11 protein-coding genes are annotated in these 12126 nt (G+C 47.8%); 8 read left to right on the plus strand and 3 right to left on the minus strand.

Annotation, left to right across the window (positions count from 1 at the left end; translation table 11 throughout):
- Positions 1-11 precede the first annotated feature (11 nt).
- The 8 genes from QWJ10_RS11160 to QWJ10_RS11195 all read left to right on the plus strand — a co-directional run bounded on the left by QWJ10_RS11160 (position 12) and on the right by QWJ10_RS11195 (position 9340).
- The gene (locus tag QWJ10_RS11160; protein WP_289926305.1) at positions 12-4256 is read left to right on the plus strand and encodes an RHS repeat-associated core domain-containing protein; all 4245 of its coding nucleotides are present in this window, start codon (positions 12-14) and stop codon (positions 4254-4256) included.
- Positions 4257-4268: 12 nt separating this feature from the next.
- Positions 4269-4706, plus strand: coding sequence for a hypothetical protein (locus QWJ10_RS11165; RefSeq protein ID WP_197871642.1), 438 nt, complete (start codon positions 4269-4271; stop codon positions 4704-4706).
- 101 nt (positions 4707-4807) lie between these two features.
- Entirely contained in the window at positions 4808-5374 is a 567-nt protein-coding gene (locus QWJ10_RS11170; protein ID WP_197871640.1) for a tyrosine-protein phosphatase, read from the plus strand.
- 94 nt (positions 5375-5468) lie between these two features.
- Positions 5469-6605 (plus strand): RHS repeat-associated core domain-containing protein, encoded by a 1137-nt coding sequence (locus QWJ10_RS11175; RefSeq protein WP_289926309.1) that lies wholly within the window; start codon positions 5469-5471, stop codon positions 6603-6605.
- Positions 6606-6624: 19 nt separating this feature from the next.
- Entirely contained in the window at positions 6625-6894 is a 270-nt protein-coding gene (locus tag QWJ10_RS11180) for an HNH endonuclease (protein WP_289926312.1), read from the plus strand.
- 26 nt (positions 6895-6920) lie between these two features.
- Complete coding sequence (locus QWJ10_RS11185) at positions 6921-7403, plus strand: SMI1/KNR4 family protein (protein ID WP_289926315.1); 483 nt, start codon at positions 6921-6923, stop codon at positions 7401-7403.
- 663 nt (positions 7404-8066) lie between these two features.
- Complete coding sequence (gene comJ / locus QWJ10_RS11190) at positions 8067-8543, plus strand: competence protein ComJ (RefSeq protein WP_197871632.1); 477 nt, start codon at positions 8067-8069, stop codon at positions 8541-8543.
- 161 nt (positions 8544-8704) lie between these two features.
- The gene (locus tag QWJ10_RS11195) at positions 8705-9340 is read left to right on the plus strand and encodes a DUF1963 domain-containing protein (RefSeq protein ID WP_289926318.1); all 636 of its coding nucleotides are present in this window, start codon (positions 8705-8707) and stop codon (positions 9338-9340) included.
- Between the two features lie 127 nt (positions 9341-9467).
- Here the strand turns inward: QWJ10_RS11195 and QWJ10_RS11200 are convergent, their stop codons facing one another.
- From QWJ10_RS11200 to QWJ10_RS11210, 3 genes are all read right to left on the minus strand, one after another.
- Positions 9468-10391 carry an NADP-dependent oxidoreductase gene (locus tag QWJ10_RS11200; protein WP_289926320.1) on the minus strand — a complete coding sequence of 308 codons (924 nt, stop codon included), beginning with the start codon at positions 10389-10391 and terminating at the stop codon, positions 9468-9470.
- A 60-nt stretch (positions 10392-10451) separates the two neighbouring features.
- Positions 10452-10889, minus strand: a complete 438-nt coding sequence (locus QWJ10_RS11205; RefSeq protein WP_289926322.1) for a DoxX family protein — start codon at positions 10887-10889, stop codon at positions 10452-10454.
- Positions 10890-11149: 260 nt separating this feature from the next.
- Positions 11150-12070, minus strand: a complete 921-nt coding sequence (locus QWJ10_RS11210) for a pirin family protein (RefSeq protein ID WP_289926324.1) — start codon at positions 12068-12070, stop codon at positions 11150-11152.
- Between the last annotated feature and the right edge of the window lie 56 nt (positions 12071-12126).

Genomic DNA, 12126 nt, shown 5'->3' on the forward strand with positions numbered 1-12126 from the left:
GGGAATAGTTGATGTACGAAGCAGCCAGGCTGCACGACAGCATTGTCCATACCGAGGCGTTGACAGGCTTTCTGATAGGCGCAGCCATTGGTACCGCTTTTGTAATAGGCGGCGCCTTTGCAGCATGCACATTTGGCTTGGGCGGCTTTGTATTAGGTTTGGCCTTGAGCACAATAGGTACGCTTCTGCCCGAGTGGGGCGAAGAGATAAAGCAGAAAGACCAGACAGTAACAGGCAGCATCCTTAGTGGGTCTCCCAATGTATTCATCAATGGGCGCAATGCCGCGTATGCCGAACAAAGTGAAGTCATTTGCGACAAGCATAGCGATGAGCCGCTTGTAGCGGAGGGCTCTGAAAAAGTCTTGCTCAATGGCTTGGGCGCTGCGCGCAAGGGGGACCGTACGACGTGTGGGGCCACTATTGAAAGTGGCTCACACAACGTGTTTATCGGGGCAGAAAGTCGCGCCTACTTGGAAGTTGAGGAGGAAGTATCCACAGCGCTCAGAATCGGCGTTGGCGTTGGGATGTTCCTGGCTGGACTGGGTCGCGGAGGCCTAAGCTTTGCATCGCTTAAAAACGTAAGGGCACTTAAGCCCTGCCTCATGAAGTTTGCTGCTGTCTTTGCTGGAGGCTATGCGCTTAACATGGCCTTGAGCGCTGGTGCCAACTCTCTTTTTCATGCTGCAAGCGGCTTATTTGGTAACCCGGTAGACGCTATTAATGGGCGTAAGGTTCTACTCGATGAGTCTGAAACAGATTTCACCTTACCCGGCCTTTTACCTATTACATGGTCGCGCTTCTATGCGAGCGACATTGAGCAAATAGGTCTACTGGGTCGCGGTTGGGTGTTGCCTTGGGAACAAACACTGCAACTCGAAGGTGATGCTGTCCTACTGAAAGACAGTCAGGGGCGAGACGTCAGGCTCGATGCTTTGAAGCCCGGCGAGAGCATCTACTACCCTGATGAAAAAATCACCTTGGTCTGTACGGAAGGCGGCCACTACTTATTAAAAACACTGGACGATGTTTACCTATATTTCGGTGAACTTCATAGGAATGCTGAGCCGGCCCGCTTACAGCGTATTGAAGATGCATTAGGTCATTACATCGCCCTGCTCTACCGAGATAGCCTGCTGACCGATCTCTATGCCTCAGGTGAATTACACCTGCACTTGAGCTATAACGAGGCACGTGATCGTCTAGTACGCATTGAGCGTATCGTAAACAAGCGCCCCGTCGAAACCCTGGTTCGTTATGGCTACGACACCTTGGGCCAGTTGGTCTCTGTAACCAACCGGAACGGCGATATCATTCGGCGCTTCGCCTATGATCAAGGGCGTATGAGCCTGCACGAAAGTGCGCTAGGGCTGCACTGCCACTACCGCTATGCAGAGTTTCCAGACAGCACTTACCGCGTCATCGAACATTGGACAAACGATGGTGAGCACTACCAGTTCAACTATGACCTTAAGCAACAGGTTACTTATGTATCAGATGGTCTAGGTCGTAGTGCCAAGGTCCGCTATAACGAAGCCAAACGAGTCGTGGCCTGCCAGTACTTCGGTGGCGAATTGTATGCCTTTGATATAGACGATGCAGGCAACACAACGGGCATTACCCTGCCAAACGGCAGCAGCATGCAGTTTGAATACGACGAGTTCAGCCGATTGGTTGCTGAAACCGACCTCCTCGGCCGTACAACCCGCTATGAGTACAATCGCTATACCGAACAACTCGTTCGCCTTGAGCACGCAGATGGCAGCACTCATGAATGGCAGTACGACCGTAACGGCATACTTCTAAAAGAAACCGACACGCTTGGTAACCAAACCCATTACATAAGCGATGAAGACGGCCGAATCCATACCATACGTGACCCTTTGGGCAACCAGACCCACATGTGGTGGAACGAGCTAGGGCAGGTGCTTCAGTCCCAGGACTGTTCAGGCAACCGCACCCACTATACTTATGACGAACACCAGCACCTGTGTGCCATCACCAATGCCCTAGGGCAGACCACCCGCCTGCACCGTAAACCCGATGGCGAAATCCTGCGGGTGGAGCATCCAGATGCCACGACAGATCACTACAGCTATAACGCACTAGGCCATCTACTCAGCCATGCGGATGCTGACGGCCATACAACTTACCTAAGCCGAAACATTCGGGGCTTGCCGGTAGAGCGCAAGGACGCCAAAGGCCAGCGGGTTCGTTACCACTATGATCAGGCGCTGCGTCTGGCTGCCCTAGTAAACGAGAACGGGGCGGCCTATCGCTTCGCCTATGACTCAGCTGACCGCCTAATTGAAGAAGTTCGTATAGACGGACTAAGCCGCCGCTTCCACTACAACGTATCCGGCGCACTGGTCCGCATGGATGAGCATACCGCTGACCAGACGGGACTAGGCCAGACACGCTCCAGCGAATTGGAGCGCGACGCCATAGGTCGTTTACTCAGCAAAATGACCCAGGATGCTCGCCTGGATTACACCTATGACGAAATGGATCGGGTTGTAGCCATCGCAAGGCAGCCCAGCGAGCACGGTAAAGCGCTGGGCATACGGCCCGATGCTCTCCGCTTCAGCTACGACAAGGCTGGCCGCTTGGTAGAAGAGCAGTCAGCCTTGGGCGCACTGGCTTACACTTACGATGCGCTAGGTAATCTTACTCAGCTCAGCCTGCCGGATGGTCGTACGCTCAATCATCTGTATTACGGCAGCGGGCATCTGCACCAACTAAACCTCGACGGCTTGCTGATCAGCGATTTCGAGCGTGACGCCCTACACAGGGAGACCTTGCGTACCCAAGGCAGCCTAACCAGCCGCTTTGGATACGACAGCTTTGGCCGTAAGCGCTGGCAAGCGGCCATTGAGTTGCCGCATGAACAGCTCTCGCAACTCAACGAGCAAAAGAACAGCCTGCTCGGCCATCCTGAACATCCCGCCACGCTCATCCATCGTCGCTATGAGTACAGCAAGGCAGGCGAGCTCCTGCGGCAGATCGATAAGCACCGTGGTGCTACGGATTACAAATACGATGCCATTGGTCAACTGCGTAGCCGCGAACCGCACCACCCTCAGCTCGGTAATGAGGACTTCGGTTACGACCCTACCGGCAACCTGACCGGCTCCCAAGCCTTGAGCCCGGACAACCGCCTCAAGGCCTGGAAAGACCTGCGCCTCACCTATGACGCCTGGGGTAACGTGAGCGAGCGGCACGGTCCTAATGGCTATCAGCGCTTTACCTACGACTGCGAGAACCGCCTGGTTAAAGCCGAAACCTATCGCGGCCATGACTCGCTCAGCCAAGCCAGCTACGAATATGACTGCCTTGGCCGCCGTATCGCCAAGCATGTTCTAACAGAGGACAAAACCGAAACCACCCGCTTCCTCTGGCAAGGCCTGCGCATGCTGCAGGAGCAAAAGGCGGATCTGCACAGCCTGTATACCTACGAAACCGGCAGCTACGCCCCGCTCGCCCGGTTAGATACTGATCCAGGCCAGACAGATAGTGAGCCCAAACGCTACTACTTTCATACCGACCAGATTGGTACGCCGTTGGAGGTCACGGACGATACCGGCGGTATGGTATGGCGCGCTTACTACAAGACATGGGGTGCGTTGGAAGCGCTGGCTCCCAGAGAGATTGAGCAAAACCTGCGTTTTCAAGGACAGTACTACGACGCTGAAACAGGGCTGCACTACAATACGTTTCGTTATTACGATCCGGTCGTGGGACGATTTATGACGCAGGATCCTATAGGACTATTGGGTGGAATTAACCTACATCAATATGCAATCAACTCTATTACAAGGCTAGATCCATTGGGTTTAAGTAGCTTCGACCCATTTGAGTTCGGTGAAATTACCTCTTTCCCTAAAGATGTCTATTTCGGACAAGATAGAATTTCACCAAATTTTAGTACTATAGCCTCCCAAGCCCATGATGTAATTGTAGGACGCTCTATTTTAGATGTTGCACAGGATATTAGGTCAGGAAAAATCGATCCGAATATTTTCACCATCTCTTATACAATAGATCCGGCCAGTGGAAAGGCTGTGACTCTAAACAACCGTGGTCTTGCGGCTCTAGTTGAAGCCGGAAAGTTCCCAGATCATGCAATTTTGATACCATACGATAAAGTTCCGAAACATCTTGTTTCAGACATTAGAAATAGGTCTCCCATAAAAACCATATCGGTAACCAAAAACAAAGACGGGTCTGGCTTAATCAGAAAGATTGGAAGCTGCAAATAGGAGAATTACCCAATGGAATTAATCCCAGAAAAGGTCTCTTTTAAAATATCCACAACAGGCGTTGAGCTATCTCTAAGTGAATTAGAGGGCCTTTCTATACGCCTTGGGGTAAAAGTCATAGAACAAAACAAAATTTTGCTCAGGTCAGCGAAAATACACTTTAGCCTAGTGGCAGAAATGAAGTGCATCTCATTAAACTTTTATGAATTTAAATATGGAGAATTTAAAATACTAGAAGACCTAGGCGCAGATGATATAGAAAAATATTGGGCAACACATAAAACACATCCCGACCCTGGGTTTTACATGGTATATAAGTCAGAAAAACTACACAAACTCAACTCGACCTATGACCCTTTAAAAAGGCTAAATCTAAAGCATTTTTTAGTCACCGGCCATGATAGCTATTATGAAATAATAGCTCCAGAGTACAACTACGAAATATACTAAAAAATCTTACACTCACTAATTACGATCCATATGATATAGTTATAGCATTATCATATTTAAATATAAATCATTACAGCCAGATAGATTCCACATAAATAAACATGACAGAAACATCATATAATTCCGATGAAATTTTAAACTTTAGGGATGTCGGGCTTTTTGTTAACCTAATTGCTTCAAAGCCAATTATGCTGGAAAACAAAATATTACGAGGAGGCAAAATAAAATTTACAGAAGAGGCTGCATTAGCAGCCCTAACTTACCCTCCCACAATAATTAATCTAAGAAACAGTAAAGATCCTGATGTACCTGGTGTGAAAAATTTTCACTTTCCCACATCAAAGAATTTGGATAAATATAACACAGCCGATCGAAATGTAAGAAGGTGGCTAAATAGAGTTCTAGCAACTCTTTGTTTATCTACAACTCGCTATCCAATATTAGTACACTGTAACTCTGGAAAGGACAGGACAGGAGTGGTAATAGCTTCTTTGTTAAAAATTCTTGATATTCCTAATGAAATAATAATAGATGAATATTTGCTTAGCGATGGGCATATCAATAAAGACTGGATTAAGCATTCATTAGAAATGATAGGAAATCCTAAAGATTATTTTGACCAAGTAGATTTTGAAAATATTTTTAAATCCTTTTCTCTCCCAAACTAAGCTATTTTTAAAATCATTTATAATCGTATTTCTAGAACACGATATTGGCTTATAGACCAGCGACTTCGAGCGTGACGCCCTACACAGGGAGACCTTGCGTATCCAAGGCAGCCTAACAAGCCGCTTTGGATACGACAGCTTTGGCCGTAAGCGCTGGCAAGCGGCCATTGAGTTGCCGCATGAACAGCTCTCGCAACTCAACGCGCAAAAGAACAGCCTGCTCGGCCATCCTGAACATCCCGCCACGCTCATCCATCGTCGCTATGAGTACAGCAAGGCAGGCGAGCTCCTGCGGCAGATCGATAAGCACCGTGGTGCTACGGATTACAAATACGATGCCATTGGTCAACTGCGTAGCCGCGAACCGCACCACCCTCAGCTCGGTAATGAGGACTTCGGCTACGACCCTGCCGGCAACCTGAGCGCCTCCCAAGCCTTGAGCCCAGACAACCGCCTCAAGGCCTGGAAAGACCTGCGCCTCACCTACGATGCCTGGGGTAACGTGAGCGAGCGGCACAGTTCAAATGGTTATCAGCGTTTTACCTACGACTGCGAGAACCGCCTGGTTAAAGCCGAAACCTATCGCGGCCATAACTCGCTCAGCCAGGCCACTTACGAATACGACGGCCTGGGCCGCCGTATTGCCAAGCATGTTCTAACAGAGGACAAAACCGAAACGACCCGCTTCCTCTGGCAAGGCCTGCGCATGCTGCAGGAGCAAAAAGCGGATCTGCACAGCCTGTATATCTACGAAGCAGGCAGCTACGCCCCGCTCGCTCGTGTAGATACTGATCCGAGCCAGCCTGATCAAAAGCCTAAGCGCTACTATTTTCATACCGACCAGATTGGTACGCCGCTTGAGGTCACGGACGATACCGGCGGTATGGTATGGCACGCTTACTACAACACATGGGGTGCGCTGGAAGCGCTGGTCCCGAGAGAGTTCGAGCAGAACCTGCAATTTCAGGGACAGTACTACGATGCCGAAACGGGTCTGCACTACAATACGTTTCGCTATTACGATCCGGTTGTGGGCAGATTTACAACTCAGGATCCGATAGGCTTGCTTAGAGGAAAAAGCCTATACCAATATGGCATCAACCCAATTCTATGGTCTGATCCATGGGGTTGGAGCGGTAAGCCAGCAAACTCACCCTCACTCGAAAAGTGGATAGAAAAAAAGGGGGGGAACTGCACATACAGAAATAGAAACAAGAACCTGGGTGTTTAGCGACTGGGAGGATAACACAGTGCGCTATTCAAACGGATATCCGGATTTCAAACCTTATGAGATTCAGAGTGTTAATATAGAGGGTTTAAAAGGCAATCACGGTAAGGGGCTTTCAGGAGATTTTGGTAGAGCTGATATGGCAACACCACAGGGAAAAGCTAACTATGCCTTGAACACATGGCACCATCATGAAAATGGTACCACCATGCAGGAAGTTACTAAAAGCGTACATAATAGATTCATCCATCGAGGTGGCGTCTCTAAAACTCTTAAAGGCTGCGCAGGTTAAAAATGAGTATAAATCACAGAAAAGGCGTGACAGATATTGAAATTAGTGCCTTAGAGAAAGACCTTAAGATCTCATTGCCTTCCGATTATAAGGATTTTTTAAAAACGACCAATGGACTTAGCGTCACTGACCCTGCTTATTTTGATATTTCTTTTAAAAGAATTGACTGTGGACATATAGCGTTTGGTAGCTTATTTCCTACTAATGACCGATCAGAAGTATACGATATCGAATCTTTCAATCATGAATTTATTGATGAATTGGACTTTATTGAATCAGACAAAATTGCCATTGGCGAAGACGGGGGCGGAAACCCTTACGTGTTATTGATTAAGAAAGATATTGCAGGAGTATATTACTGGGACAGGACCCATTTACATGCAGAAAACAGTACTGAAGCCGACATAAAAGAAGTAGGAGAAAGCGGTGATCTTTACCGAATAGCGACTAGTTTCGATGAGTTCCTCACGATTTTAGCCCCCTACATTAATAAAACAAAAAATAGTTAAAGACCAATCAAATGAATTATATGTTACAAAAGGTATTTTTATTTGAAAACATCGACTAGAGATTCTCCCCTCATATTTTATTATATCCGTATAATAAAATTAATATTAACTGGTCATTAATAGTAAAAACTTTCTCCTGAGTGGACTTCCTTGCGCCGAAAGAAATAGAGCAGTTAGCGGGCGGCACAGCTATTAGCGTTTCATTTACGACTGCTTGGGCCGCCGCGTTACTAAGTACGTCTTAACAGAGGGCAAAACCGAAACGACCCGCTTCCTCTGGCAAGGCCTACGCATGCTGCAGGAGCAAAAAGCGGATCTATACAGCCTGTACATCTACGAAGCAGGCAGTTACGCCCCGCTCGCTCGTGTAGATACAGAGCCAAACCAAGCAGATGCTAAGCCCAAGCGTTACTACTTTCATACCGGCTAGATTGGTACACCGCTTGAGGTCACGAACGATACCGGTCGCATGGTATGTTATCCCTACTACAAGACCTGGTACGCTAGAAACGCTCGCACCAGAGAAATTGAGCAGGACCTGCGCTTCTAGGGGCAGCACTACGATACTAAATATCGGCTTGTTAGGCGGTAACTATCCGTTAAATTTACTCTTCAATATGTTAAATTAGGCAGATATAGTTCCGCTTAAATTTGAGAGTTTTAATGCAAAAAATTGACCTATTAATTTCCCATAGACAAATACAGTTATGGGCTCGCGAGTTTAACTATACTCTGTGTCAATGGGGTAAGAAAAACTTAGAGCAAGGAGCAGTAATTCATAAAGACATTGCCGTCTTTGATCCAATTATTGACGAGCCATTTGGAGCAAATGTCATCTTAGAAGCTTCAAAAATTTTTACTCCTGATCCGACTGCTGAGCGCATTATCGTTTTCCCTTTTTTCATTCAAAATAGAGATAAGGTCGAAATTTCTTCTGTGAGCGAGGCATTTAAAATAGATGTAGACCTAGAGGAAGGACTTTACAGAGTATACTATGAGATTTGCGAAGGACTGGAGGGCGAAGAAATATATTATAAATTCACATTCGTGCCTGGCTCTTGTGAATTTATTCCACATTATACTATAAGTGATAGCTGGGGTGGGCAAGAAAACAAACTACTTTCGATAGGGTATTGTTAGCCCATTCCCCATTGATCATAAAGAGCTATTTATGAGGCAATCTATAAAATAAATATCCTCTGGTTGATTTATAATATACAATAGCTAAAGTCTCAGCTAGAAAATGTATATAATTAAATAGTTAATCCTTCGCTTTTTTATAAAATACTTATAGACTGCAAATGAGTAAAATCAAGATAGTAAAGAGAATTGTCCCAACTTCAGACTTAAATAAACATTGTGGTATCACGTTTGGTGGTAGCCAAGCGAAAGTAGAGGCCTGGCCAAAAAATCCTGATCACTTACCGCTTACATTGGTTATGAGTATAAATTGCTCTCTAGCTAGACTTTATTTCTTACCGGGCACTATTCCAAATAATGGAATAATCTATATTTTCTCAACCTATCACCCAAGCGAATACTTTCTAGATTTGATAAGCACCTCTGGCAGCGTTGAAGATTTACAGTTTATTAGCAGTGGATACACCCAAGTAATATATAGCGAAGACCTAGAAACAGAACTTATAAAATCGGAGACATATACTATACCTGAGACATACACCAAAATTGTTGACGAGCATTTTGAGGTGGATGATTTTGTAGTTTGCTCCATGATAACAAGCGAAACCCCAAAACAACTTTCCCTAGAAAAAGACATTGTCAAAAATTACAATATTGCGTTACAAATTTACTCCTCTGACTTTCCAAATCCTTATAAAGATATATTCTATCTTACCGACGCAAATGCTTACCTACTAATTCCTAAAACACAGTCACCAACCACTCTCAAAGGGGTATTTTTTATATCTCCATCTTAATTTTTATTAATAAACTTCAGTATTATAGATATGGGAAAAATAATACCTTTCAAAATTGGCTAAAATAAATGACCGGCTTTAGAGAACCGGCCATTAAGTATTCATCATGTTAACGTTTGGAATCCTGCTATTCTCCAGCCTCCAGCACAATCTTGCCTCGCGTATGGCCTGCCAGACTTCTCTGTAGCGCATCAGCTGCCCTGGACAAGGGCATGGCTTCTACTTTGACGTTAAGTGCTCCCCGGTCAAATAGGTCGGCAATCTGTGCCAGTTGCTTGCCATCTGAGCGGGTAGCGAAGCGTTTGCCTGTTGCCCCTATGCTACGAGCAGCGTCTTCACTCGGCGCGCTGACAGGTGATACCAGCACACCGCCCTTTTTTAACACTGACCAGGAGCGGGCTTGAGTTTCGCCGCCTACAAGGTCGATTACGATATCTACATCCGAAACGACTTTCTCAAAGGCTTCATGGCGGTAATCAATGAGTTGCGTAGCGCCTAGTGTATGTAGGTAATCATGATTATGGGCAGATGCCGTCGCGATGACTTCAGCGCCAGCTATACGAGCCAACTGTACGGCCATGCTGCCAACCCCGCCCGCCGCTCCCTGGATCAGGACACGTTGGCCTGTCTGAATGGCAGCATGCTCATGCAAGGCTTGCCAAGCCGTCAAGGCTGCCGCCGGCACACCGCTTGCCTCTAGCAATGAAAGGCTGTTGGGCTTTAAGACCAACCTGTCGGCATCCGCTACTGCCTGGGTGGCGTACCCACCTGTAATACCGATGAAGCCAAAAACCTCGTCGCCCAGGCTGAATGTGTCTACGCCCTCACCTAATGCGATAACCGTTCCTGCGACTTCAACCCCTGGCGTATAGGGTAACGGTAAGGGGATAAACTGCTTCATGGCACCGGAGAGGACTTTCCAGTCGATTGGATTTATTCCGCTGCTGGCCACCTGGATCAATACTTGCCCTTTACCCGGCGTCAGATCGGCTACTTCTTCAAGGCGGAGTACGTCGGGGTTCCCATATTGCTGTGCACGTATGGCTTTCATGATGATTTCTCTAGCGAAGGGTTTGCAAGTTATGCCAGGCCGCTAGCCTGGCATCTGCTATCAGCTACGACGGGCGTCCAGGCTGTGCTGGCCAGCCCCAAGAACCACTACTTGAAGAAGCCCACCGGCCATGGCGATATTCTTGAAGAAATGAATGAACTGATTTTGATCAGCCAGATTGCTATGAAAGGCCAGTGCGGTCACTACGCTAAACAAGGCCAGGAACGCAGCCACTGCTCGTGTCTGATAGCCGAGGACCAACGCAATACCGCCTACTACTTCAACCAACACGGCAACTCCGAGGGCGACGGCAGGAAACGGCAAACCGACCGACTCGATATAACCCATGATCATGGCGGGCGCAGTAATTTTGGAAATGCCTGAAAGGATGAAGATTGCACTGATCAGTATCCGGCCCAGTAATGCAGTTGTAGCTGCTGAAGCATTGGAAACGGATGTATGCGGAGCAGTTTGAACAAGGTTGGCTGACTGTGACATGAGTAGATCCTCATTTAGGACGCATCACCATGATGTGTCTCGATGGGGAGAAGTCTGCCTGTGGTTTACTATTCGCAATAGCCGAATAATTTAGACCATTAGATTCGATTTAATCGAACATAATCTGTAGGCTTAACTCCTGAGCTTCAAGGTGTGAAGCTCAGGAACTAGCGGTGGCTAGTAGTCTCTGGGTAGGCGCAGAAAAGACAATGCCCGCTCCGAATGGCATCCGGGCGGGCATCAGGATAACGCGATGATGTTTACACAGTGGCTTTTAAACGGATTCGTGTTTCCGGTAACGGGATGAACTCATGCTCTCCAGGTACGCCTGGAAAACGCTGTAAACGCCAGTCTTCAGCAGCCTGCTCAATGCGCTCACGGCGGCTCGATACAAAATTCCAGAAGATATGTCTCTTTTCAGGAAGCGGCTCCCCTCCCAGCAAGATCAACCGAGTCAGTCCCGTTGCACTCAGTACAATCTCGGTTTCTGGTTTGAAGACAACCAGCTGGTCCCGGCCGAAGCGACCATCCTGCCCACTCACCGTAACCTCACCGCTTACGACGTAGATGGCCCTTTCGACATGCTCTTTATGGATGCGATAGCGCGCTCCGACCTCCAGTACCACGTCGGCGTAGAACAGATCAGAAAACGTGCGTGTAGGTGCCTGTTTATCATGCAACGCGCCAGCTAGTACCCTGACGGTAACCCCCTCGTCCTCTATTACAGGAATCTCTGCTGCACTGACATGTTGAAAGCCTGGGTCAGCCTCTTCATGGGCAACCGGTAGCGCTAGCCATGACTGAAAGCCAAATACCGTACTGCCTGTTTGACGGACCACGTCGGAGCTGCGCTCTGAGTGGACGATCCCTTTACCTGCCGTCATCAGGTTGATTTCGCCCGGCCGTATGGTCTGGACATAGTGCTCGCTGTCGCGATGCAGCATCTCGCCGTCCAGCAGGTAAGTCATGGTCGACAAACCAATATGCGGATGGGGCCGTGTATCAAGCCCCTCGCCTGCCTTGAAAACGGTTGGCCCAAAGCTGTCCAGAAAAATGAAGGGACCTACGGTACGTCGCTGTGCAGAAGGTAAGGCGCGGCGTACTTTAAAGCCATCACCCAAATCTCTTACGGCTGGCAGGATAAGATGCTCAATAGCGGATGCAGAATTCGATAACGTCATGGTTGCGGGCCTCGCAGGGCATAGGTGCAATCGGCGGATTGCAGGCAAAAGACTTC

It is taken from the genome of Pseudomonas sp. WAC2, from assembly GCF_030403525.1.
GTDB classification, from domain to species: Bacteria; Pseudomonadota; Gammaproteobacteria; order Pseudomonadales; family Pseudomonadaceae; genus Chryseomonas; species Chryseomonas luteola.

Excerpts from the sequence above, each read along its gene's own strand:
- QWJ10_RS11160 (WP_289926305.1), top strand. The coding sequence starts at position 12 with ATGTACGAAGCAGCCAGGCTGCACGACAGCATTGTCCATACCGAGGCG.
- QWJ10_RS11165 (WP_197871642.1), top strand. The coding sequence starts at position 4,269 with ATGGAATTAATCCCAGAAAAGGTCTCTTTTAAAATATCCACAACAGGC.
- QWJ10_RS11170 (WP_197871640.1), top strand. The coding sequence starts at position 4,808 with ATGACAGAAACATCATATAATTCCGATGAAATTTTAAACTTTAGGGAT.
- comJ (WP_197871632.1), top strand. The coding sequence starts at position 8,067 with ATGCAAAAAATTGACCTATTAATTTCCCATAGACAAATACAGTTATGG.
- QWJ10_RS11195 (WP_289926318.1), top strand. The coding sequence starts at position 8,705 with ATGAGTAAAATCAAGATAGTAAAGAGAATTGTCCCAACTTCAGACTTA.
- QWJ10_RS11200 (WP_289926320.1), bottom strand. The coding sequence starts at position 10,391 with ATGAAAGCCATACGTGCACAGCAATATGGGAACCCCGACGTACTCCGC.
- QWJ10_RS11205 (WP_289926322.1), bottom strand. The coding sequence starts at position 10,889 with ATGTCACAGTCAGCCAACCTTGTTCAAACTGCTCCGCATACATCCGTT.
- QWJ10_RS11210 (WP_289926324.1), bottom strand. The coding sequence starts at position 12,070 with ATGACGTTATCGAATTCTGCATCCGCTATTGAGCATCTTATCCTGCCA.